Origin of the sequence: Arthrobacter tumbae (assembly GCF_016907495.1) — a bacterium.
GTDB classification, from domain to species: Bacteria; Actinomycetota; Actinomycetes; order Actinomycetales; family Micrococcaceae; genus Arthrobacter_D; species Arthrobacter_D tumbae.
The window spans coordinates 3,608,012-3,632,089 of record NZ_JAFBCC010000001.1; the positions used below are offsets into that span (position 1 = coordinate 3,608,012).

Sequence of the window (24,078 nt, forward strand, 5' to 3'; positions counted from 1 at the left end):
GGAGTGTCGAACCGCCTGGCTGGCGGGCGTGTCCGGGACTAGTGTTGGCACATGGAGGAAACAATCGTTGTACTCGCTGAGGTGCCGCTCACAGGTGCTGACGCCGCCCATCTGTCCTCGCTTGTCGACGGAGGTGACTCCACGTACACGGTGGTCATTCCGGAGGACCGGCACACGAACGTACTCGGCGAGTTCCTCCACCACCTGAGCCTTTTGGAATTCAGCGAGGCAGTGCAGGGACTCTCCCACCGGCCCAGTGAGGAGGAAGTCCGTATCTCAGCCGATCAGGCCCTTCAAAGTTCCCTTGACGCCCTGAGGGGGGCCGGCCTGAGAGCCGATGGTTTCACTGCCCGGGGCAACGCGGTGGAGACGATGGTGACTACCGTCAGGGAACGCGGAGCACATCAGGCCGTGGTCATCACCCGGCCGCATGCGGTTGCTGACACATTCCACAGGGACTGGGCCAATCGTGCCCAGGAGAAGCTCGGCGTCCCTGTTCTCCACCTTTATGCAGGCTCGGGATTTATCGGCGACTCCTAGGCGTTGAAGGAATCATGAGCACATCAGAATCGCTACCCCATGTTGACAACTTCCCGATCGAAAAAACTGATGAGGAATGGCGCCGGGAACTGACGCCTGAAGAGTTCTACGTGCTTCGACAGGCGGGCACCGAACGTCCCTTCACCGGCGAGTACCACGACACCCACGCACCGGGCGTCTACCAGTGCAGGGCGTGCGGCCATGAACTGTTCACCAGCAACGAGAAGTTTGATTCCCACTGCGGTTGGCCGTCCTTCTGGGCACCGCTGGCGGAAGAGAGGGTCCGGTACATCAAGGACCGTGCCTTAGGTATGGAACGGATCGAGGTTCGCTGCGGACGCTGCGACTCCCATCTCGGGCACGTTTTTGAGGGCGAGGGCTATGGCACTCCCACCGATCAGCGGTATTGCATAAATTCCGTATCGATGCGGCTGGTTCCCAAGGACTGACGGCACGCCTCAGCGACCGTCGTCGAGACGACAGGAGTCAAGCGCTGCTGGGCCTCCTCGGTGCGCTGGCCAGTCTGAGCGTTAGAGATTCTTAGGTAACGGCAACTTGAGGATCAGGCGTGCTGTTCCGTTGTTACGCTCGGGGAAACACAACAGCACCCTGAGGAGGAATCATGACCCAGACCCTCGACTCCGATGTACGTCTCCCCGCTCGTGAAAGCCCGGAACACCTTGATAGCTGGGCGGCGCTCAAAAGCGCGGCCGACTCGCTGCAGCACCTGCAGGCCAAGGACGGATCAATTCCCGATCCGGCGGACGTGGCAGCAGCCGGAACATACGTCGATGCAATCGTGCAATCCATCAAGGAACTCGCTCCCTTCTTCCCGCATGATGCCGCCTACCACGAGGCTCTGATGGAAGACTTCGGCCGGTGGAAAGCTACAGGAATGGGAATACCCGATTTCCTCGATTCCCTGGTTGAGTTCCAACCCCAGCTGGAGCGGGTGGACGGCCGAAAGCATCTCGTGGTCTTCCCGATGTACACGCAGAACGGCAGCTCCAACCGCTTCGTTGAAGCAGTGCTGATCGAAGTTGTGTGGCCGGACTTCATTGCTGAGCTCGAGGCCGGGGACTACTCGAACAAGCTGTTCGTTCCGATCCGGTTCCTCGACTTCACGCCGGGCTACGACACAAACTCCGCGGTCCTGTTCCCGGAGACCGTTGCGGTACGGCAGACGCCGCAGTTCACCTGGGGCGCCATCTTCGCGGACCGGGAAGCGGCACGCTTCCGTCGCGTCGTCACCGCAGCAGCGGAGATCACGCGCCTTCACCTGCCGGAAGAAGCCCGGCAGCTCGTTGAGGATCAGCAGCTGGCGGAGGAGACCTTCGTCATGTGGGACCTCATTCATGACCGCACCCACATGCGCGGCGATCTCCCCTTCGACCCCTTCATGATCAAGCAGCGCATGCCGTACTTCCTGTATTCACTCGAGGAGCTGCGATGTGATCTCACCGCGTTCCGTGAATCGGTGAGGCTAGCAGCCGACGACGACGCCTCCGACGAGGCACGACGGCACGCACGCCTCGTGCAGTACGCGGTCATTTTCGACCGCATCTTCCGCTTCGCGATCACCGGCAGCCGGGTGCGGAACTACGATGGCCTGGGCGGACAATTGCTGTTCGCCTGGTTACACCAGAACCACGTTCTCCACTGGACCGACACCACACTGACGATCGACTGGGAGGAAGTCCCCGGCGTCGTTATTGCACTCGGTGAGAAGATCCAGCAACTTTACTGGCGGTCGATCGACCGGCCGAAGATCGCACACTGGCTCGCAGCCTACGAACTGGTCTCAGACACGGTGACGCCACACCCGGCGTCAGTGTGGGCCAAGGGAGCGGACGCGTTGCCGCTGGACGGTCCTCCACGCGGACTGACCGACGCCGTTCTCGATGATGAATTTCCGCTGTCGATGTTCTTCGAGGCGCTGGACAAGAAAATGAAGGACGTCATCGCGTCGACCGCAGGCATCACCGGGGCTTCTGCATGACGGACTCATCTGGCCTGCCGGGTCTGAACATTCTCGTTGCCGGAGCCACGAGTCAGGCGGGCGTAGCGGCGGCCGAGGCCTTCACCTCTGCCGGCGCCCGCGTCATAGCAGTGGGATCCGACTCCGCACGGCTGGAACTCTCGCTTGGCCATCTGCAGGATGTCGAGCTGCGAACCTGCGATCTCGCGGATTTCAGCGCTGTCCTTTCGCTGTCGAACGACCTGCGCGTGGCTGGTACGAACGTGGATGGGCTGATCCATCTGGTGGGAGGCTGGCGCGGCGGCTCGGGGATCGCCGGGCAAACCGACGAAGACTACGACTTCCTTCACCATTCGGTTCTCACCACCCTTCGCAACACCTCGAGGGCGTTCGCCGGCGACCTGGCGCGGTCGCAGCGCGGCAGGCTTGCGATCGTGTCGGCGACGGCGGTCGATTCACCTACCGCCTCCAGCGCTTCGTATGCCGCGGTCAAAGCGGCGGCAGAAACGTGGGTGCGCGCTGTAGCGCAGGAGTTCGCAGCGGCGCAGCCGGACGGACAAGCCCGTGCCGCTGCCTCCATCGTGGTGGTCAAGGCACTCCTCGATAACAAAATGCGTGCCGAGAGTCCCGAACGCCGGTTCCCTGGGTACACCCATGTTCGTGACCTCGCCGCGACACTGGCCGGCCTGTTCGGACAGGATGCGGCCGCAATCAACGGACAGCGGGTCTACCCCGCGTCCTGACAACTTCCCCTGCTTCCCGATACGAGATACTGGACCAGTGACTGACACCATCTCCGCTCCCGCCCGTCTCCATGATCCCCAGGTACGCGGTTTCGCCTCGGACAACTATTCCGGCGTGCATCCCGAAATACTCACCGCGCTGGCAGCCGCCAATGAGGGCCACCAGGTTGCCTACGGGGAGGACGTCTACACCCGCAGGCTGCAGGAGCTGATGCAGGAGCACTTCGGGGATGGCACCATCGCCTACCCGGTGTTCAACGGAACCGGCGCCAACGTACTCAGTCTCCAATCACTCCTCCCCCGTTGGGGCGCAGTCGTCTGTGCCAAGACCGCGCACATCAACGTCGACGAGAATGGAGCCCCCGAGCGCATCGGCGGGATGAAGCTCCTTGCTGTTCCTACGCCGGACGGGAAGCTGACGCCCGAGCTGATTGATCAGGAAGCCTGGGGCTGGGGCGATGAGCACCGGGCACAGCCGCTCGCCGTGTCGATCACCCAGACCACCGAGCTGGGGACGCTCTACAATCCGGACGAGATCCGCGCCATCGCTGATCACGTTCACGCCCGGGGCATGCATCTGCATATGGACGGAGCACGAATCGCCAACGCGGCAGCCGCTCTCGGCCTGCCCCTGCGCGCCTTCACCCGCGACGCCGGCGTCGACGTTCTCTCGTTCGGGGGGACCAAGAACGGGCTCATGTTCGGCGAGTGCGTTGTCGTCCTGAACCCCGCTGCTGCCGCCGGCCTGGAATACCTCCGGAAGATGAACATGCAGCTTGCCTCGAAGATGCGGTTTGTGTCCGCTCAGCTCGTGGCACTGCTTGAAGACGGCCTGTGGCTGCGTTCTGCGAGCCATGCAAACGCCATGGCTGCACGGCTCACCGCGGCGGTGTCCGGGATCGACGGCGTACAGCTCACCCAGCCGACGGCGGCGAACGCCGTGTTCGCGATCCTCGCTCCCGGAGCGGCGGACCGGATCCGCGAACACTTCCGCTTCTACGACTGGGACCAGTCGACCGGAGAGGTGCGCTGGATGTGCACTTTCGACACGACCGCCGAAGACGTCGACGCCTTCGCGGAGGCCATCCGACGCGAGACCGGATCTTCCTGACGACTCCAGCGGGGCAGCGGATTGCCCCTATGCGCGGCGTGGCTGTCCGGCCGTAGGGGTGATTGGGGCATAACCTGCGAGGGTGAGTGCAATTGGTGACCTCTCGCAGGTTCCCCCTGAATTCCTGAACGCCCTGGCCGGACTGCGGCAGGCGAGATGCCGTAATGAGCTTCGTCTCGACGAGATTCCGGCTCCCTCCCGTCTTGCGCCCTATGCGGTGGCGCTCGGAGCCGAAGTGCTGCAGGGCGCCCAGCCGGGCCCCCTGCCCGTGCACGGACCTGCCCGGGCAGCTTTCCGGGACGATCACGGGGAAGAACTAGCCACCGGCCGCTTCATACTTCTGTATGACCCGGACGGCTCCGAGGTCTGGGACGGCACCTTTCGCATCGTTACCTATATCCGCGCCCAGCTCGAACCCGACATGGGCAACGACGCCCTCCTCGGATCCGTGGCATGGACATGGCTGGTGGAGGCACTCCAGACGCACGACGCCGGGTACCGGTCCGCAGGCGGCACGGCCACGCGCATTCTCTCGGAAAGCTACGGCTCTCTCGCCGACCGCGTAGACACCATCGACATCGAGCTGCGCGCGTCCTGGACACCGGATTCGGACAGTGTTCAGAAACACCTGGAAGCATGGGCAGACATGGTGTGCACGTTTGCCGGCCTGCCGCCCCTTCCAGAGGGCGTGGCAGCACTACCGAACCGGCGCCGGAACTAGTCTCGGATCGCTTTCAGTACGTGCCGGAAGCCGCTTCGGACACCGGAACTCCCCCCTCCCGGCACCCCGGAAAGTGCCCGGTTAGACTGGAATCATCATGACCGTGCAATCCGAGCCTGACAGCCGCACCCCAAGCGACGGCGCATCCGACCAGGGCTCCGTCGCAGTCCTTCCGCTTCTTGACGAGCCGCGAGACGGCGTCCCCTTCGTTATCGACACGCCTGCAGGGTTGGAACGCGCCGCCCGTGCGCTTGCTTCCGGCACCGGACCCGCGGCGGTGGATGCAGAGCGTGCCTCGGGCTTCCGGTACGGGCAGCGGGCTTTCCTCGTGCAGATTCGCCGCGAAGGCGCGGGAACCTGGCTGATCGATCCGGAGCCGTTTCCTGATCTGCACATCATCAACGAGGCCCTTTCTGGAGTGGAGTGGATCCTGCACGCGGCAACACAGGACCTTCCCTGCCTGTCGGAGCGGGGAATGTGGCCGGACAAACTTTTCGACACCGAACTCGCAGCCCGGCTCGCCGGACTTCCGCGGGTCGGGCTGGCCGCCGTCATCGAACACCTGCTCGGCTTCACGCTGGCCAAGGAACATTCGGCGGCAGACTGGTCCCAGCGTCCACTGCCTGAACCATGGCTCCGCTATGCCGCCCTTGACGTCGAAGTCCTGGTTGAGCTGCGCGACCGCCTCATTGAGCTGCTCAGCGAGGACGGCAAACTCCGCTTCGCCGAGGAAGAGTTCGAGTACATTCGCTCCAGCCCGCCGGCACCCCCGAAAACCGATCCGTGGCGGCGGACGTCCGGGGTCCACCAGATTCGTGACCGACGGCAGCTGGCTGCTGTCCGCGAACTGTGGGTTGAAAGGGAAATGCTGGCCCAAAAACGCGACGTCGCGCCCGGCCGCCTGATTCCCGACGCTGCAATCGTGGCAGCCGCAAAAGCAATGCCTCAAACGGTCCCCCAGCTGCTGGCCGTCAACGGTTTCCATGGTCGGGCGGCGCAACGCGAGGCCCCACGGTGGCTTCGGTGTCTTTCGGTGGCACGGACCAGCCGCGACCTTCCCGAGCTCCAGCTACCCACGAACGCTCCTCCGCCCCCTCGCGTCTGGCCTGAAAGAGACCCGGCGGCGGCCTCGCGACTCCAAACAGCCAAACCCCGGATCGCCGCTGTGGCGGAGAAGCTTGCTATGCCGGTGGAGAACCTGCTCACTCCCGACTTCCTGCGCCGGGTGGCGTGGCGTCCGCCCGAGCCGCTCGACCTTGACGCGGTTGCCGCCGCCCTCGCTGATCTCGGGGCACGCCGCTGGCAGATTGAGCATGTTGCGGCAGTGCTCACCGTAGCGTTCCTTGATCCCGATCCGCTCCAACCGAAGCAGCCACGGGCGCCGAAGCAGTAAAAGCCCGGACATGTTGCGGCACAATGTTACCCGCGAGTAACATAAGCGTCGGATTCCCAATCTCAATGAGGAGCGATCGTGCCCACACCAGCCACAGCAGCACGGCAACACATCAGGGACGTCGTCTTCGTCGACGGCGTCCGGACACCCTTCGGCAAGGCCGGAGACAAAGGGATTCACGCCGGTACACGGGCCGATGACCTGATCGTCAAGTGCATCCGCGAACTGATGCGCCGCAATCCTTCCCTTCCGCCGGAGCGGATCGACGACGTAGCCATCGCCGCGACCACGCAGGCGGGGGATCAGGGGCTCACCATCGGGCGAACCGCCGCCCTACTGGCAGGCCTGCCGCGAACGGTCCCGGGCTTCGCCATCGACCGGATGTGCGCAGGTGCCATGACCGCAGTGACAACCACCGCGTCGGGCATTGCGTTCGGTGCCTATGACGTTGTTGTCGCCGGCGGCGTGGAACACATGGGCAATCACCCCATGGGCTCGGGCACCGATCCCAATCCCCGTTTCCTTTCGGAGCGTCTCGTGGATCCCGCCGCGCTGAATATGGGCAACACAGCCGAGAACCTTCATGACCGCTTTCCCGCCATCACCAAGGAACGCGCGGATTCCTATGCCGTCGCGAGCCAGGCGAAGCTTGCTGCAGCGTACGGGCGGAATCAGATCCAGCCGGATCTCGTCCCCGTCGCCGGAAGGAAGCCGGAAGCAGGCTGGACGCTCAACCAGCAGGACGAGCCACCGCGGCCGGGCACCACACTCGAGGACCTCGCGGCGCTTCGCACGCCCTTCCGGCCGCACGGGCGGGTAACGGCCGGGAACGCGGCCGGCCTCAATGACGGCGCTACGGTCGCACTGCTTGCTTCCGCTGACGTCGCACAGGAACTGGGACTTCCTGCCAAGATGCGCCTCGTCGCCTACTCGTTCGCCGGGGTGGAGCCGGAGGTCATGGGCATCGGCCCCGTGCCGGCTACCGAAAAAGCCCTGCGCCAAGCCGGCCTCACCATCGACGACATCGGCCTTTTCGAGATCAACGAAGCATTCGCGGTTCAGGTGCTGTCTTTCCTCGACCACTTCGGCATTGCCGATGATGATCCGCGCGTCAACCGCTATGGCGGAGCCATTGCCGTAGGTCACCCCCTGGCCTCGTCCGGAGTGCGCCTCATGACGCAGTTGGCCCGGCAGTTCGAGGAAGACCCGCAGGTCCGGTACGGCATCACCACCATGTGCGTGGGCCTGGGCATGGGTGGAACCGTCATCTGGGAAAACCCGCACCACGCAGACTATTCAGCACACACCACGGAGGAGGCAGCATGAGTTTCGATCGCTTCGAGGAACTGTCCGCGCTGGTGCCGGGCGAGGTCGTCACGCACTCACTCGTGGAAGATGTGTCGCTTCCCGGCGGCGCAGGGACCATGGCACTGATCACCCTCGACAATGGGCTGGACCACAGCCGGCCCACCACGCTTGGACCGGCCACGCTCATCGAATTCGGCCGCACCCTTGAGACCCTGAAAAGCCGCGCAGCGAAGGGTGAGATCACTGCCGTAGCGTTGACCGGGAAGCCCTACTTCCTCGCGGCGGGCGCCGACCTCTCCACGGTCAAGTCCTTGAAGGCAGCCGAACATGGCCGCCTGATGGCTGAGCTCGGCCATGCCGCCTACAACCTCCTTGGGTCCCTCGGCGTTCCCAGCTTCGCTTTCATCAATGGAGTGGCCCTCGGCGGCGGACTTGAGATCGCACTCGCTGCCGACTACCGGACGGTCTCCACCGGCGCAAACGGCATCGGCCTGCCCGAAGCGTTCATCGGGCTGGTTCCCGGCTGGGGAGGGGTCTACCGCCTGCCGAGGCTGACCGGTCCACGCGACGCCGTGAAAGTCATGATCGAGAACCCGCTCAGCAACAACCGCACGCTCGATGGGCGGGCGGCCTACGGGATCGGCATCGCTGACGCGCTCTTCGAACCCGCCGATTTCCTTGAGCAGTCAATCCGCTGGGCGGCAGATGTGCTGGAGGATCCGTCCGGCATCCATGACCGCCGTTCTGCCCTGTCACGGCACGACGACGGCGATTGGGAAGCCGCTGCCGCGGCCGGCCGTGCGTTCGTCGAGGCGAAAACCTCGAACGCTGCGCCCGCACCCGGGAAAGTTCTGGACCTCTTCGAGTCTGCCCGGACCCGGACCCAGGCGGAATCTGCCGCGGCCGAATGTGCCGCACTGACCGAGCTGATGCTCACACCGCAGTTCCATGACACCGTCTACGCATTCCTCGATCTCGTGCAGAAGCGGGCCAAGCGCCCGGCAGGCGCACCGGACAGATCGCTTGCCCGTCCGGTAACAAAGGTGGGTGTGGTGGGTGCAGGCCTGATGGCCGGCCAGCTCGCACTCCTGTTCGCCCGCCAGCTGAGCGTCCCCGTTGTCCTCACAGACATTGATCAGTCGCGCGTGGACAAGGGCGTCGGGTGGGTCCACGCAGAAGTTGACAAGATGCTGGCGAAGAAGCGGCTCTCCCCGGACAAGGCAAACCGCATCAAGGCACTCGTCTCCGGCTCGGTTTCGAAGGACGCATTCGCCGACGCCGATTTCGTGATTGAAGCAGTCTTCGAGGAACTGAACGTCAAGAAGTCGGTGTTCGCAGAGGTCGAGCAGGTGGTCTCAGCGGAATGCATCCTCGCGACCAACACCTCGTCGCTCTCGGTCGCCGCCATGGCTGAGGATCTCCTGCACCCCGAGCGCGTCGTCGGCTTCCACTTCTTCAATCCGGTCGCTGCCATGCCGCTGCTGGAGATTGTGAAGGCACCGCGCACCGCCGATGAGGTCCTTGCAACAGCCTTCGCGGTCGGCAAGGAACTCAAAAAGAACGCAGTCCTGGTCAGGGACGCTCCCGCCTTCGTCGTAAACCGGATACTGGGGCGCATGTTCGGCGAGATCACTGCGGCTTTCGATGAGGGAACTGACGCTGCCACGGCAGACCAGGCGCTGCGGCCCATGGGCCTGCCGATGACACCCTTCAAGCTGCTCGCGCTGGTGGGTCTGCCGGTGGGTCAGCACGTGCAGGAGTCGCTGCACACCGCCTTCGGCGACCGGTTCTACCTGTCAAAGAATCAGCAAATCCTGATCGACGCGGGCACAAAAGGACTATGGGAGCAGGACGACGCCGGCAGGGACGGGGTGCCGGACTCCACCCTTGCGCTCCTCAGTTTCGGCACGTCGCCATCCTCCAGCGAGGAAGTGCTGCGGCGTACGCAGGACGCCCTCGCCGATGAGATCGGCCGCATGCTCGCGGAGGAAGTTGTCGCTGCGCCGGAGGACATCGACCTGTGCATGATCCTTGGTGCCGGTTGGCCGATGCATCTCGGCGGCATCACGCCCTACCTGGACAGGGTGGGCGCATCAACACGGGTCAACGGGAAACCGTTCCACTGATCCATCGCACCCGCATCGAGCGGGCAGTGCCCGCCCGGTACTGCTTGTGGGCCTCGGCCCCGCTTAGCCCCGTGCCGGAAAAATGTGATCGAGTTCCTCGAGGTCGGCCTCAGACGGAATCCAGCGGGCCGCTTCTGCGTTCTGCCTGACCTGCTCCGGCTTGGTTGCCCCCGCGATGACGCTTGAAACGGCGGGACGGCTGGCCAGCCAGGAGAACGCGACCTCCAACTCTGTGAGGGAGCGTGCACGCGCGTAGGCGCTGAAGTTAGCGAGCTGTTCCCAATCAGCCTGATCGAGCAGGTTGGTGCGCGAGTGCGTCAAACGGCTCCCCGCCGGAGCGTGCCCTGCTGCGTACTTTCCGGTCAACAGACCGTTGGCCAGCGGGAAGTACGGAAGGATGCCGAGCCCATAGGACTGTGCGGCCGGAACCACCTCCCGCTCGAGAGCCCGCTCGAGGAGATTGTAATGATTCTGGGCCGCGATGAAACGCGTCGAGCCTAGCTGGCGGGCGACATACTCGGCTTCCGCAACTTGCCAGCCGGCGAAATTTGAGTGCCCGATATAACGCACTTTGCCGCTCTGCACGAGCTGGTCCAGCGCTGCGAGTGTCTCGTCGATCGGAGTGGAGGGATCCGGCGCGTGGTATTGGTACAGATCAATCCAGTCCGTGTTAAGCCGCTTGAGCGAGGATTCCACTGCCTTCAGGATGTAGCGACGTGATCCACGCGCGCCCCAGTCCGGACCATTGACCCCCTTGAGGTCGAGTCCGAACTTGGTGGCCACAACAACGTCGTCGCGGTTCCTCCCCAGCGCCCGGCCGAGAAGTTCTTCGCTGACACCGGGAGACCGGCCGTAGGAATCCGCGACATCGAACAGGGTGATTCCTGCATCCAGTGCGGCACTGACCACTGCAGCGGCACCGCGCTGCGATTCGGAAGCGGTTCCGGGCCGGCCCAGGTTGTTGCACCCCAGGCCGATCACCGAAACGCTCAGTCCTGATGTGCCGAGTCTGCGATATTCAGTCATTGCCCAAGGCTATCAACCCTGGGAGCCAAGAATCAGCGCCGGAGGTTCAGCTGAACCAGATCGACATTTCTTTCTCAGCAGACTCGACCGAATCCGAGCCGTGCACGAGATTCTGCTGCACCTTCAATCCCCAGTCCCGACCATAGTCGCCGCGGATCGTGCCGGGCGCCGCCGTCGTCGGTTCTGTTGTTCCTGCCAGCGAACGGAAGCCCTCAATGACACGCTCTCCCTCGAAGACGGCTGCCACCACCGGGCCGCTCAACATGAATTCGACGAGCGGTTCGTAGAACGGCTTGCCTACATGCTCGGCATAGTGAGCCTCCAGAATCTCCCGGGTGGCGTGCACCAACTTCATATCAACAAGCTTGTAGCCCTTCGCCTCAACGCGGGCGAGGATCGTTCCACTCAGTCCGCGGGCAACGCCGTCGGGCTTGACCAGTATCAGGGTCCGTTCAGCACTCATGTTCTACCTCCGATTAACGTCTGTTGGGCCGGATAACCGGCCAGGTCCACCGTCGACTCTACCCAAGGGATTGCTGGCCGCCGTCGCCGTCCGGCTGGTTTGCCCGCTCCCATTCAGCCTGCTCACGATCCCGCTGCGCGTTCTCCCGGTCGAGCCGGGCGCCGGTGCGAATTCCATACAGCCAGGTGAGAGCGAACAGGATACCCACGAGGAACATCATCGGTTCCGCTATGCCGGTGGCGATAATGAGCACCTGCAGGACCCATCCGAGCAGAATCCCGTACGGCTTGGTGAGGAAAGCGCAGGACAGGATGAGAACCGCGCTCAGGGTAAGCCCGACGCCAAGGATCACGCCTACCGGGATGGTGTCCGAACGCAGGCCGAAAACGACGAGTGTGGCGAACAGCACAACGAAGGCTTCGAGCAACAGCACCGTTGACGCGAACATGACCTTGACCGAGCGCCGCTTCTTCGGCATGCCCGGACGCCATTCACGCTGCGCTTTTGTCTGGCGAGCCATCTGCCCTCCCTCTACTTTCCCAGCAGCGTGCGGGCTTCGCCCACCACAGTGATTGAACCTGTGACGAGGACACCTGCGCCGCCGAGCTCGCTACCCTCCTCAGCGGTCAGGACGGCCCACTCGAGGGCATCGTCCAGCCGCTCAGCAACGTGAACGCGATTGTCCGCGAATCCCGCGCTCAGCGCCAGCCGCCGCAGTTCCTCCGCCGGGATGGCTCGCGGCGAGGTGGATTGGGTAAGGCACACGTCCTCGAGCACTCCGCCGAGTTCCTCGTGCAGCTCGCTGAGGATCGCTCCGGCGTCCTTGTCCCTGAGGACGCCGATGACGAGCACGAGCTTGGTGAATTCGAAGGCTTCGTTGATCGCTTTGGCTGCAGCACGGGCACCGGCCGCGTTGTGTGCCGCATCCACCAGGATGCTGGGGGCGGTCCTTACCAGTTCCAGCCTGCCGGGTGAGGTGACGGCGCTCAGCCCATCGCGGACGACGTCGCTATCCAGTTCCCGTGACCCGCCGCCAAGAAACGCTTCGACGGCCGCCACGGCGACAGCCGCATTCTGCGCCTGATGCTCCCCATGGAGCGGCAGGAGCACGTCCTCGTAGCGACCGGCGATTCCTGCCACCGTGAGCTGTTGCCCGCCGACGGCGATGCGCCGCTCCTCGACCCCGAATTCCACCCCTTCGAAACGGAAGTCGACGCCGGTATCACGCGCCTTCTCCAGGAGCACCTGCGCGGCATCCGCCGGCTGGGCAGCGCTGACCAGGAACCCGCCGGGCTTGATGATGCCGGCCTTCTCAAGCGCTATGTCCCCCGGAGTATTACCGAGGAGCTCGGTGTGGTCGAGGGAGATCGGTGTGACGACAGCAACCACGCCGTCACCCACGTTGGTGGCGTCCGTGATTCCGCCGAGTCCAACTTCGATGACTGCCACATCGACGGGCTCGTCTGCGAAGACCGCAAAGGCAAGGATGGTGACACACTCAAAGTAGGTCAGCCTCGGTTCGCCGGCAGCATCGAGCTCAGCGTCGACGATCTCGAGGTAGGGCCGGATCTCGTCCCAAACCCGTACGAACGTCTCGTCCGAAACGGGTTCCCCGTCGATGCTGATCCGCTCCGTCACCCGTGCCAGGTGCGGACTGGTGTAGCGGCCGGTACGTAGATCGTGCGCCCGCAGCAGGCCCTCGATCATCCGTGCCGTGGAGGTTTTCCCGTTCGTCCCGGTGATGTGGATGATCGGAACTGCCCTGTTGGGTTCGCCCAGGATTTCCATCGCGCGGAACAAGGGGGCCATCCGCGGCTCCATCCTGCTCTCCGGTGCACGGCTCAGCAGTTCCGCGTACACGCTCTCCACGGAGAACTGATCGATCCCCCGTTCGCCTCCGGCCGGGAAGCTGTCAGCGTTCATATCAGCGTTCATGCCTGCCTCTCCACCTTTACCGATACTCCATCCGCCTGCGATGAGGCCACAGCAACGAGTTCCAGTTCGTTTGTCAACGTTTCCTGTTTGACCAGCTCAGCGTGAGCTTCGAGAGCCGACAGGGTTTCCTCGTCCGCCTCCACCGTGGTGACCACCCGGTCACTGATATGAAGATCAGCATCCCGGCGCGCCTGCTGGATGGACCGGATGACGTCCCGGGCTGTGCCTTCCGCTGCGAGCTCGGGCGTGACTTCGGTGTTGAGGACAAGGAAGCCACCGCCCGGCAGCACCGTGACAGCGGTGGTTGCCCCGGCGTCGTCGTTGCTGTCGACCACCGTCTCAAGGGTGTATTCGCTGGGCTCCAGAGCCAGGCCGCCAGCGGTGACGGCACCGGCGTCGTCCACGGACCAATCCCCTGCCTTCGCTGCCTTGATGGCGGTCTGTACGTTTTTGCCCAGCCGCGGACCGGCGGCGCGGGCGTTGACAACGAGCCGTTGGGAGATGCCGAACTCTTCCGGTGAGACATCCGCGGAATCGATCAGCCGCACCGACTTGATGTTCAGCTCATCGGCGATGATTGCCCGGTACTGGCCCTCCAGCTCCCCGGCCTGCGGCGCCACTACCGTCAGCTCGGCAAGCGGCAGGCGGACGCGGAGGTTTGCCGCCTTCCGCAGGCTGGAACCTGTAGAGCAGATCTGCCGTGTCCGTTCCATCCGCTCCACCAGTGCCGGCGCTGCAGCAAACGACGACGACCACGCCCAGTCCGTCAGGTGCACAGAACGGCCTCCGGTCAGGCCGCGCCAGATCTCTTCGGTGACAAGCGGCAGCAGCGGCGCGGAGACGCGGCTGACCGTTTCCAGGCAGGTGAAGAGGACGTCGAAGGCAGCTGTGTCCTCGTCGAAGAACCGCTGCCTGCCGCGGCGGACGTACCAGTTGGTCAGCGTGTCCAGGTAGCGTCGCAGCGACTCGCAGGCGTCGCTGATGTTGAACGCATCGAGGGAGGCCGTCATGTCCTCCACCAGGTTCCCCGTGTAGGCGAGGATATAGCGGTCCAGCGGGTCTGCCAGGATTTCAGCCGTCTCGGCAGTCACAGTCCTGGCCTCATATCCTGCTCCACCTGCTGCGGCATTCGTGTAGAGGCGGAAGAAGTGCCAGACGTTCCACAGCGGCAGGATGACCTGCCGGACTCCGTCCCGGATGCCCTGCTCGGTCACCACGAGGTTGCCGCCGCGCAGGATCGGCGAGGCCATCAGGAACCAGCGCATGGCATCCGATCCGTCGCGGTCCAGGACCTCGGAGACGTCGGGATAGTTCTGCAGGCTCTTGGACATCTTCTGGCCGTCCGAACCGAGCACGATGCCGTGGCTGATGACGTTCTTGAACGTCGGCCGGTCGAACAATGCGGTGGCCAGGACGTGCAGGGTGTAGAACCAACCGCGCGTCTGGCCGATGTACTCGACAATGAAGTCGGCAGGATTGTGGGACTCGAACCAGTCCTGGTTCTGCATGGGGTAATGAACCTGCGCATACGGCATGGAACCGGAGTCGAACCACACGTCAAGAACGTCCGCCACGCGGCGCATGGTGGACTGGCCCTCAGCCGGCGTGCGGGGATCATCCGGGTTGGGCCTCATCAACTCGTCGATGAAGGGCCGGTGCAGGTCCACTTCGCCGGTAGCGTTGCGCGGCAGACGACCGAAATCGCGCTCGATCTCCGCCAGCGAGCCGTAGACATCGGTCCGCGGGTAGCCGGGATCATCCGAGACCCAGACCGGGATTGGGCTGCCCCAGTAGCGGTTGCGGCTGATCGACCAGTCCCGGGCGTTCTCGAGCCACTTGCCGAACTGGCCGTCCTTGACGTTGTCCGGGATCCAATTGATCTGCTGGTTCAGCTCGACCATGCGGTCCTTGATCTTCGTCACCTCGACGAACCAGGACGAAACAGCGCGGTAGATGAGCGGATTACGGCAGCGCCAGCAGTGCGGGTAGCTGTGCACGTAGCTCGCCTGCCTCACCAGCCGGCCGCTCTCACGCAGCACGCGGGTGATGGATTTGTTGGCTTCGAAGACCTGCAGCCCGACGATGTCCGCCAGGGGGCCGTCCTCGAAGGTACGCAGGAAGCGCGCGCCCTCGTCGACCGAGAGGATCACCTGAATTCCGGCGTCCTCGCAGATCTTCTGGTCCTCTTCGCCGTACGCCGGCGACTGGTGCACAATACCGGTGCCGTCCGTCGTCGTGACGTAGTCGGCAACGAGGAACCGGAACGCATTGCGGTAGCCGCCGCGTTCAGGATCGACGAAGTAGTCCCAGAGCGGCTCATACTGCAGTCCGCCCAGCTCCGTACCGCGGTGTGTTCCGACGACGGCGGCACGCGCCTCTTCAGCGGAGGAGTATCCCAGGTCCTTTGCATACCCGGACAGCAGTTCCTCGGCGATGAGGAAACGGCGTCCTTCCAGATTCCCGGCTCCCGTCGCCCCGCCCGGGATGACGACGTAGTGGATCTCCGGCCCGACCGCGAGGGCCGCATTGGTAGGCAGGGTCCAGGGGGTGGTGGTCCATGCAAGGGCCTCGACGCCGGCGAGCTCCTGCGACAGGGTGGACTCCGCGGCGATGATCGGGAACGTCACAGTGACTGTCTGGTCCTGACGGTCCTGATAGACGTCATCATCCATGCGCAGCTCATGGTTGGACAGCGGAGTCTCGTCCTTCCAGCAATACGGCAGCACGCGGTACCCGTTGTAGGTCAGGCCCTTTGTGTGCAGGGTCTTGAAGGCCCAGAGCACCGATTCCATGTACTCGACGTTCAGGGTTTTGTAGTCATTCTCGAAGTCCACCCAGCGCGCCTGGCGGGTGACGTAGTCACGCCACTCCCCCGCGTACTTCATCACTGAAGCCCGGCAGGCGTCGTTGAACTTGTCGATGCCCATGGCTTCGATCTGCTGCTTGTCGCTCATACCGAGCTGCTTCATGGCCTCAAGCTCAGCGGGGAGCCCGTGCGTGTCCCAGCCGAAACGCCGCTCAACACGGCGGCCGCGCTGGGTTTGGTAGCGACCCACGAGATCCTTCGCGTAGCCGGTCAGCAGGTGTCCGTAATGCGGCAGGCCATTGGCGAAGGGGGGTCCGTCGTAGAACACGAACTCGTTGGTCCCATTCTCACCGGCGTCGCGCTGATCAATGGATGCCTGGAAAGTGCCGTCCTCGTCCCAGTACGACAGGACGCGTTCCTCGAGTTCGGGGAACCTGGGCGAGGCAGAGCCGGAGACAGCCGGATCCGCGGCGGAGGCCTTGGGATAGATCTGTGACATGAGGTGTGTCCTGAAGCTGGCGGGTTCGGCGGGCAGTGACTATCAATCTGCAAGGACGAGTTCCTCGCCGGCGATGAAAGCCCGGTGAGAAAATCCGCGGTACCACCTCGCTTGCCTGCCCTCCACCACCCGGATACGGGCGGAGCAGTACAGGCCGCTTCATGTCTGCTGTCACGGGCTTACCCGTCCGGTTCTACTGACCCGCGGATGCTGGTGTTCTTCCGGAAGCTCACCGGTGATAGCCGGGTCACTGCTGCTGCACCAATTCTAACGGGCGGCGCTCAATTGGGCGAACCATCCCGCACCTGCACAGCCTCCCGCCGCTCAGCTTCGGCGGATCACCTTGTGCGCCGCGGCCTGAGCCAGCGGTCGCACCACAATTTCATCAAGGTTCACGTGGTGCGGCACTGACACGGCATAGGACACGACATCCGCGACGTCGGCAGCCGTCAGCGGCTTTTCGATACCGGCGTACACTCTTTCTGCCGCTTCCTCGTTGCCGAGCCGGTTCAACGAGAACTCCTCTGTCTGCACCATGCCGGGAAGAACCTCGACGACGCGCACATTGTGCTCAACCTCTTCAAGGCGCAGCGCCCGGGTCATGGCGCGCTGGGCTGCTTTCGCGGCGTTGTAACCGGCGCCGCCCTCGTAGGCAACCAGGGCCGCCGTTGATGTCAGGTTCACGACGGTGCCCTCACCGTGCGCGCGCAGCATCGGCAGGAACGCTCGGATCAGCAACATGCTGCCGATAACGTTGGCGCCGTACATCCACTCCCAGTCCTCGGTGCGCGCATCCGCCACCCAGTCTGTGCCGCGTGCGCCGCCGGCAATATTGATCAGGGTGTCGATGCCGCCTGCTTCGGTGACGTCGCGGACCAGGCGGGCAACGCCGTCGTCGTCGGTGATGTCCAGCGCTACCGGCACTGCTCCGGTCTCCTCGCCGAGCGCCGCCAGTCGATCCTCACGGCGGGCAACCGCCCAGACACGCCAGCCATCCGCCGCCAACCGGCGTGCGGTTGCCTCACCGATGCCGGAGCTTGCTCCTGTTACAACCGCGGCCCTGTGCTGTCGAGAAGTCATTGACCCAAACTAGCCCATGGAGCCCCCGAAGCAGGTGCATCCGGCCAGCATGAAACAATCGATTCATGGCACACATCAACGAGGGTACAGACACGCCCACACCGGCCCCCATCAATGTTCCCGACAAGCCCGCCCTTGAGGGCCTGGAAGCCGCGCTGAACGAGCGCTGGCGCTCCGAGGGAACATACACCTTCAATCCTGAGACGTCTCGCGAAGACGTCTACTCCATCGACACGCCGCCGCCAACAGCTTCCGGTTCCCTGCATGTGGGCCACGTCTTCTCCTACACGCAGACCGACGTCCTGGCGCGCTATCAGCGCATGACCGGCAAGAACGTGTTCTACCCGATGGGCTGGGATGACAACGGCCTGCCCACCGAACGGCGCGTGCAGAACTATTACGGCGTGCGCTGCGATCCATCCGTGCCGTACAACCCCGGTTACCGCGCGCCTGCCCAGCCCGCGAAGAACCAGCGCGATTTCGACGTCGTCTCCCGCCGGAACTTCATCGAACTCTGCGAGGAGCTCGCCGTCGAGGACGAGAAGGTCTTCGAAAACCTCTTCCTGTCCCTCGGCCTGTCCGTGGACTGGAACCTGACGTACCGCACCATCGATTCAACCTCCCGGGCCGTCTCCCAGCGTGCCTTCCTCGCCAACCTCAAGCAGGGCGACGCCTACCTCGCTGAGGCGCCCACGCTCTGGGATGTGACCTTCCGTACCGCGGTTGCGCAGGCCGAGCTCGAGGACCGCGAGGTTCCCGGCGCCTATTACCGTTACCCCTTCGCGGCCGAGGACGGCACGCAGATCCACATCGAGACCACCCGCCCCGAGCTTCTCGCCGCGTGCGTCGCTCTGGTGGCCCACCCGGATGATGAGCGTTTCAAGCCGTACTTCGGCACAACGGTCACCTCTCCCCTCTTCGGTGTGGATGTCGAGGTCAAGGCACATCCCCTGGCCAAGCCGGACAAGGGCGCCGGCATTGCGATGGTCTGCACTTTCGGCGACCTCACCGACGTCACCTGGTGGCGCGAGCTCGAACTGCCGACCCGCGCGATCGTGGGCCGCGACGGCCGCATCCTTGCGGACACCCCGGACTGGATTACGACGACGGCGGGCCGGGACAATTACTCCCGCATCGCCGGCAAGACGGTCTTCTCCGCGAAGGAAGTGGTAGCGGAGATGCTCGCCGAGGCAGACCTGCTCGACGGCGAGCCCAAGAAGATCACCCACCCGGTGAACTTCTTCGAAAAGGGCGACAAGCCACTCGAAGTGGTCACCAGCCGACAGTGGTACATCCGCAACGGCGGCAGGGATGCCGACCGCCGTGAACGCCTCATTGCACGCGGCCGCGAGATCGACTTCCACCCCTCGTTCATGCGCAGCAGGTATGAGAACTGGATCGAGGGCCTCAACGGTGACTGGCTGATTTCCCGCCAGCGGTTCTTCGGTGTGCCGTTCCCGGTCTGGTACCCGTTGGATGAGCACGGGACGCCTGACTACGAAAACCCGGTCATCCCGTCCGATGACATGCTGCCGGTTGATCCGGCCGCAGAGCCGGCGCCGGGGTTCGACGAAGCGCAGCGGGACCAGCCGGGCGGCTTCATGGGAGATCCCGACGTTCTGGACACGTGGGCGACGTCGTCGCTCTCGCCGCAGATCATCGGGGGCTGGTCACGGGACGAGGATCTGTTCGCCAAGGTCTATCCTTTCGATCTGCGCCCGCAGGGACACGACATCATCCGCACCTGGATGTTCTCGTCCGTGGTTCGCGCGGACGCGCTGCTCGACTCCGCGCCGTGGAAGCACGCCGCCATTTCTGGCTGGATTCTCGATCCTGACCGTAAGAAGATGTCAAAGTCCAAGGGCAATGTCGTTGTTCCCACGGATGCACTCGATCAGTTTGGCTCGGACGCCGTCCGCTACTGGGCAGCGTCGGCCAAGCTCGGTGCGGACACCGCCTATGAAATCGCGCAGATGAAAATCGGCCGCCGACTCGCCATCAAGCTGCTGAACGCGTCCAAGTTCGTGCTCAACCTTGGTGCCACGGAAGCAGACATCATCTCGGAGGACGTAACGACGGTCACCAATCCGCTCGACCGTTCACTCCTCGCCTCCCTCGATGACGTGGTTCAACAGGCCACAGCTGCCTTTGAGAAGTATGACTATGCTCGGGCTCTGCAGCTCACCGAGACGTTCTTCTGGTCATTCACCGACGACTACGTCGAACTCATCAAGGACCGCGCGTACGGTAGTGCGGGAGAATCCGAGAAAGCATCGGTGCTCGCTGCCCTGGCAACAGCCCTTGACCGGCTGCTTCGCCTCTTCGCCCCAGTTCTTCCGTTCGCCACAGAGGAGGTGTGGAGCTGGTGGCGTCACGGATCCGTCCACCGGTCGGCCTGGCCCGCAACAGGCATGCTGACCTCCGCGGCCCTTGACGCAGATACCGGAATGCTCGGAACCGTCGGCGCTGCGTTGGGTGGTCTTCGGAAGGCCAAGTCGGAAGCAAAGGTCAAGCAGCGCACGCAGGTGCTGTCGGCGGTCATCAGCGGCTCAGAAGCGCAGGTCCGACAGCTTGAGGCAGCACTTTCCGATCTGAGCGCTGCCGGCAATGCCAGCGGCCTTGAGCTCCGGGTTTCGGACGGTGACCTCTTGGTGAGCGACGTCCGTCTGGCGCCTCCGGAAGAGCCCGTCACCCCGTCCTGACTCAACGGCAGAAAAAGGAGCCCCATCAGCATCGCGCTGATGGGGCTCCCTTTTGCTGATCCTTGGTTCTAGCCCTACTCGAATGACGGACTGGATGTGCGGGACCGCTTCAGCTCGAAGAACTCGGGGAATTCCGCCATCATCACCGCACCGTCGAAGATGCGTCCGGCTTCCTCGCCGCGGGGAATGCGGGTGAGAACCGGGCCGAAGAAGGCCGTTCCGTCGAATGCAACCACCGGGGTACCGACTTCGTCGCCAACCCTGTCGATGCCTTCCTGATGCGATGCCCGCAACTGCGCGTCGTACTCATCAGTGGTGGCGTAATCAGCAAGAGAAGTGGGCAGCCCCGTCTCTTCAAGCGCCTCGCGGATGACTGCCACGTAGTCATCGTTTCCACCGTTGTGAATACGCACGCCCATCGCATCATAAAGCTTCTTGATGTTTTCGGGGCCGTGCAGTTCGGCGGCCGCGATGATTACGCGGACAGGGCCCCATGCTTGCTTCATGCCCTCCTTATACTCCTCGGGCAGATCCCTGCCTTCATTGAGTACGGACAAGCTCATCACGTGCCAATCGACTGAAACCTCGCGAACTTTCTCGACCTCTCCCATCCAGCGAGAGGTGATCCAAGCGAACGGGCACACGGGGTCAAACCAGAAGTCGGCTTTCTTCCCGGGTTCGATGGCAGCAGTCATAAACAGTCTCCTTGGTTCGGGCTACGCGGACTTGTTGCGGCGCTTGGCCACGACGTCGTGCGAGATCAGCGTGGGCTCGGCCGTCTTGTCGACGACAGCGCCGCTGATGACCACGGTTGCGATGTCTTCCCGGCTTGGAAGGTCGAACATCACTGGAAGCAGGACCTCCTCCATGATGGCACGTAGTCCCCGGGCGCCGGTTCCGCGCTCGAGTGCCTGGTCGGCGATCGCCTCCAGTGCCTGAGGTTCGAAGACGAGTTCCACACCGTCCAGCGCGAACATCTTCTGATACTGCTTGATCAGTGCGTTCTTGGGCTCCGTCAAAATCTGCATCAGCGCCGGCCGGTCGAGGTGCGTGACGGTGGTGATTACCGGAAGGCGTCCAATGAACTCGGGGATCAGGCCAAACTTGAGGAGATCCTCCGGCATGACGTCGCCGTAACTGACTTCCTCGTTTGTGAGCGAGCTGAGCGGTGCGCCGAAGCCGATACCCTTCCGCCCGGCCCGCGAGCCGATGATCTCTTCCAGCCCCGCGAAAGCGCCTGCGACGATGAAGAGGACGTTGGTGGTGTCTATCTGGATGAACTCCTGGTGAGGGTGTTTCCGTCCACCCTGCGGTGGTACGGACGCGACCGTTCCCTCCAGTATTTTCAGCAGCGCCTGCTGAACACCCTCACCCGAGACATCCCGGGTGATTGATGGGTTCTCACTCTTACGCGAGATCTTGTCGATCTCATCGATGTAGATAATGCCCTGCTCAGCCTTCTTGACGTCATAGTCAGCTGCTTGGATGAGCTTCAACAGAATGTTCTCTACGTCTTCACCGACGTAGCCGGCTTCGGTCAGTGCAGTGGCGTCAGCAACAGCAAACGGCACGTTCAGCCGCCGCGCGAGGGTCTGCGCAAGGTAGGTCTTGCCGCAACCCGTAGGCCCGATCAGCAGGATGTTCGACTTGGCAATCTCGACGTCTTCAGCAGGAGACGCGTCCGACAGGTTGGCCGATGCCCGCGGCGTGTGGCCGGACTGGATCCGCTTGTAGTGGTTGTAGACAGCCACAGCGAGCGATCGCTTGGCAGGCTCCTGTCCGATGACATATTCCTGCAGAAAGTCGAAAATCTCACGGGGCTTCGGCAGCTCGAACGTACCGAGGTCGGCGACTTCGGAGAGCTCTTCCTCGATGATCTCATTGCACAGTTCTATGCATTCGTCGCAGATATACACGCCCGGGCCCGCGATGAGCTTCCGGACCTGCTTCTGGCTTTTGCCACAGAAAGAGCACTTGAGTAGATCGGTGCTCTCACCAATGCGAGCCATGTGTCAGTCCCCTAACGTGGTCCTGGAGTGTTCCGCCTGAGTATTCGGCCGCTGCCAACTGCTGCAATGGGACGGTCTCCATGCGTCGACTACGTTCCACTCTAGGCCACTTGGTGCCCTGAATCAGCAATATAGCGCCCGTGGTCCTGCCCCGTGTGGAGGGACCACGGGCGCCGATGGCACCAGCTACGGCTTGTTGATCTTCGGCGGGGTGATTTTGCGTGAGGTGAGTACCTCATCCACGAGGCCGTAGGCCTTTGCATCCTCGGCGGTCAGAATCTTGTCCCGCTCGATATCAATGTTGACCTGCTCGGACGTCTTTCCGCTGTGCAGTGCGAGGGTGTCCTCAAGCCAGGCCCGCATACGCATGACTTCGTTGGCCTGGATCTCGAGGTCCGAGGCCTGGCCGCCCTGGCCACCGCCGAGCGCCGGCTGGTGAATAAGCACGCGCGCATTGGGGAGCGCGAGGCGCTTGTCGGGTGCACCGGCGGCCAGCAGCACGGCTGCCGCGCTGGCAGCCTGACCGAGGCAGACAGTCTGGATCTCGGGACGAATGAACTGCATCGTGTCGTAGATGGCGGTCATCGCAGTGAACGACCCACCGGGAGAGTTGATGTACAGCGTGATGTCGCGCTCGGGATCGGTGGACTCAAGAACGAGCAGCTGCGCCATCACATCATCCGCGGAGGCGTCATCAACCTGGACGCCAAGGAAGATGATCCTGTCCTCGAACAACTTTGTGTATGGGTCCTGGCGCTTGAAACCGTAGGGTGTGCGCTCTTCGAACTGGGGAAGGACATAACGGTTTGTCGGCAGCTGGGGAGCCCGGCCGCCGGCCGCGGCCTGAAAATCGTGGTTCATGGTGCCTCCTGTGTGGGCAGGTCTATGGGAGTGGGCTTGGTGCGGGTCAGTCGCGCTGGGTTCCGCCGCCGCCGGAGACGGATCCTGCATGCGCCGAAATGTGATCGAAGAAGCCGTATTCCAGGGCACCCTGCGCCGTGAACCACTTGTCCCGGTCATTGTCCTTGAGGATAGTCTCGACCGACTGCCCGGTCTGCTCGGCGGTGAGCTCGGCCATGACGCGCTTCATATGCAGGATCAGCTCGGCCTGAATCTTGATGTCAGAGGCGGTGCCTCCGATTCCACCGGACGGCTGGTGCATCAGGATGCGGGCATGCGGGGTGGCGTAGCGCTTCCCCTTGGTGCCGGAGGACAGAAGGAACTGGCCCATCGAGGCTGCGAGGCCTGTGGCGACAGTAACGACGTCATTCGGGATGAACTGCATGGTGTCATAAATGGCCATGCCCGCAGTCACCGAGCCGCCGGGAGAGTTGATATAGAGGAAGATGTCCTTCTCAGGGTCTTCCGCCGACAACAGGAGCAGCTGCGAGCAGATCGCGTTCGCGTTCTCGTCCCGAACCTCGGAGCCGAGCCAGATGATCCGCTCCTTCAGGAGCCGGTTGTAGATGTAGTCGTCGCGGCTGGCAGGATCAACGGTTGCCATGGTCGGTGTGGTGGATTCGGATGCCATTGCTGATTGACCTCTCACTCAGGTTTTTCTCTCACTGGACACTAACCTGTTTGCGTACTGTTTTGCTCCCGCGCCGTGAGCTGTTCGCTGACGGCGTTAGGAAGCAG

The 24,078-nt window shown here is 63.4% G+C and carries 20 protein-coding genes; 10 read left to right on the forward strand and 10 right to left on the reverse strand.

Annotation, left to right across the window (positions count from 1 at the left end; genetic code table 11):
- Positions 1 to 51 precede the first annotated feature (51 nt).
- The 9 genes from JOD47_RS16990 to JOD47_RS17030 all read left to right on the forward strand — a co-directional run bounded on the left by JOD47_RS16990 (position 52) and on the right by JOD47_RS17030 (position 9,920).
- Positions 52 to 540: a hypothetical protein gene (locus tag JOD47_RS16990; RefSeq protein WP_204536140.1), complete on the forward strand. Its 489-nt coding sequence runs from the start codon at positions 52 to 54 to the stop codon at positions 538 to 540.
- A gap of 14 nt (positions 541 to 554) precedes the next feature.
- Positions 555 to 989 carry a peptide-methionine (R)-S-oxide reductase MsrB gene (gene msrB / locus JOD47_RS16995; protein ID WP_204536142.1) on the forward strand — a complete coding sequence of 145 codons (435 nt, stop codon included), beginning with the start codon at positions 555 to 557 and terminating at the stop codon, positions 987 to 989.
- A 173-nt stretch (positions 990 to 1,162) separates the two neighbouring features.
- Positions 1,163 to 2,539 carry a DUF6421 family protein gene (locus JOD47_RS17000; protein WP_204536144.1) on the forward strand — a complete coding sequence of 459 codons (1,377 nt, stop codon included), beginning with the start codon at positions 1,163 to 1,165 and terminating at the stop codon, positions 2,537 to 2,539.
- Positions 2,536 to 3,261, forward strand: coding sequence for an SDR family oxidoreductase (locus tag JOD47_RS17005; RefSeq protein WP_204536146.1), 726 nt, complete (start codon positions 2,536 to 2,538; stop codon positions 3,259 to 3,261). Before JOD47_RS17000 ends, JOD47_RS17005 begins: the two co-directional genes overlap by 4 nt.
- Before the next feature lie 37 nt (positions 3,262 to 3,298).
- A complete protein-coding gene (locus JOD47_RS17010; RefSeq protein WP_307836370.1) occupies positions 3,299 to 4,372 on the forward strand; it encodes a threonine aldolase family protein in 1,074 nt (357 codons plus the stop codon).
- A gap of 91 nt (positions 4,373 to 4,463) precedes the next feature.
- Positions 4,464 to 5,093: a DUF3000 domain-containing protein gene (locus tag JOD47_RS17015; protein ID WP_204536857.1), complete on the forward strand. Its 630-nt coding sequence runs from the start codon at positions 4,464 to 4,466 to the stop codon at positions 5,091 to 5,093.
- Between the two features lie 97 nt (positions 5,094 to 5,190).
- The gene (locus JOD47_RS17020; RefSeq protein WP_204536150.1) at positions 5,191 to 6,486 is read left to right on the forward strand and encodes an HRDC domain-containing protein; all 1,296 of its coding nucleotides are present in this window, start codon (positions 5,191 to 5,193) and stop codon (positions 6,484 to 6,486) included.
- A 78-nt stretch (positions 6,487 to 6,564) separates the two neighbouring features.
- Positions 6,565 to 7,812, forward strand: a complete 1,248-nt coding sequence (locus JOD47_RS17025) for a thiolase family protein (protein WP_307836371.1) — start codon at positions 6,565 to 6,567, stop codon at positions 7,810 to 7,812.
- The gene (locus JOD47_RS17030) at positions 7,809 to 9,920 is read left to right on the forward strand and encodes a 3-hydroxyacyl-CoA dehydrogenase NAD-binding domain-containing protein (protein WP_204536152.1); all 2,112 of its coding nucleotides are present in this window, start codon (positions 7,809 to 7,811) and stop codon (positions 9,918 to 9,920) included. The genes JOD47_RS17025 and JOD47_RS17030 overlap by 4 nt, the downstream gene beginning before the upstream one ends.
- Positions 9,921 to 9,983: 63 nt before the next feature.
- Here JOD47_RS17030 and JOD47_RS17035 read toward each other — a convergent pair whose 3' ends face one another.
- The 6 genes from JOD47_RS17035 to JOD47_RS17060 all read right to left on the reverse strand — a co-directional run bounded on the left by JOD47_RS17035 (position 9,984) and on the right by JOD47_RS17060 (position 17,729).
- Positions 9,984 to 10,946, reverse strand: coding sequence for an aldo/keto reductase (locus tag JOD47_RS17035; protein ID WP_204536154.1), 963 nt, complete (start codon positions 10,944 to 10,946; stop codon positions 9,984 to 9,986).
- Positions 10,947 to 10,992: 46 nt separating this feature from the next.
- Entirely contained in the window at positions 10,993 to 11,409 is a 417-nt protein-coding gene (ndk, locus tag JOD47_RS17040) for a nucleoside-diphosphate kinase (RefSeq protein ID WP_204536156.1), read from the reverse strand.
- Positions 11,410 to 11,467: 58 nt separating this feature from the next.
- Positions 11,468 to 11,929 carry a DUF4233 domain-containing protein gene (locus tag JOD47_RS17045; protein ID WP_204536158.1) on the reverse strand — a complete coding sequence of 154 codons (462 nt, stop codon included), beginning with the start codon at positions 11,927 to 11,929 and terminating at the stop codon, positions 11,468 to 11,470.
- An 11-nt stretch (positions 11,930 to 11,940) separates the two neighbouring features.
- Positions 11,941 to 13,344: a bifunctional folylpolyglutamate synthase/dihydrofolate synthase gene (locus JOD47_RS17050; RefSeq protein ID WP_239548149.1), complete on the reverse strand. Its 1,404-nt coding sequence runs from the start codon at positions 13,342 to 13,344 to the stop codon at positions 11,941 to 11,943.
- Positions 13,341 to 16,649, reverse strand: a complete 3,309-nt coding sequence (gene ileS / locus JOD47_RS17055; RefSeq protein ID WP_204536160.1) for an isoleucine--tRNA ligase — start codon at positions 16,647 to 16,649, stop codon at positions 13,341 to 13,343. Before ileS ends, JOD47_RS17050 begins: the two co-directional genes overlap by 4 nt.
- A gap of 324 nt (positions 16,650 to 16,973) precedes the next feature.
- Complete coding sequence (locus tag JOD47_RS17060; protein ID WP_204536162.1) at positions 16,974 to 17,729, reverse strand: SDR family oxidoreductase; 756 nt, start codon at positions 17,727 to 17,729, stop codon at positions 16,974 to 16,976.
- A gap of 65 nt (positions 17,730 to 17,794) precedes the next feature.
- On the opposite strand from JOD47_RS17060, the gene valS reads away from it, so the two are divergent.
- A complete protein-coding gene (gene valS, locus JOD47_RS17065; RefSeq protein ID WP_204536164.1) occupies positions 17,795 to 20,431 on the forward strand; it encodes a valine--tRNA ligase in 2,637 nt (878 codons plus the stop codon).
- Positions 20,432 to 20,505: 74 nt separating this feature from the next.
- On the opposite strand, the gene JOD47_RS17070 is transcribed toward valS, so the two are convergent.
- From JOD47_RS17070 to JOD47_RS17085, 4 genes are all read right to left on the reverse strand, one after another.
- Positions 20,506 to 21,126: a mycothiol-dependent nitroreductase Rv2466c family protein gene (locus tag JOD47_RS17070; RefSeq protein WP_204536166.1), complete on the reverse strand. Its 621-nt coding sequence runs from the start codon at positions 21,124 to 21,126 to the stop codon at positions 20,506 to 20,508.
- 21 nt (positions 21,127 to 21,147) lie between these two features.
- The gene (gene clpX / locus JOD47_RS17075) at positions 21,148 to 22,440 is read right to left on the reverse strand and encodes an ATP-dependent Clp protease ATP-binding subunit ClpX (RefSeq protein WP_204536168.1); all 1,293 of its coding nucleotides are present in this window, start codon (positions 22,438 to 22,440) and stop codon (positions 21,148 to 21,150) included.
- Positions 22,441 to 22,626: 186 nt separating this feature from the next.
- Complete coding sequence (locus JOD47_RS17080) at positions 22,627 to 23,301, reverse strand: ATP-dependent Clp protease proteolytic subunit (protein ID WP_204536170.1); 675 nt, start codon at positions 23,299 to 23,301, stop codon at positions 22,627 to 22,629.
- Between the two features lie 46 nt (positions 23,302 to 23,347).
- Positions 23,348 to 23,944, reverse strand: coding sequence for an ATP-dependent Clp protease proteolytic subunit (locus JOD47_RS17085; RefSeq protein WP_204536862.1), 597 nt, complete (start codon positions 23,942 to 23,944; stop codon positions 23,348 to 23,350).
- Positions 23,945 to 24,078: the final 134 nt, after the last annotated feature.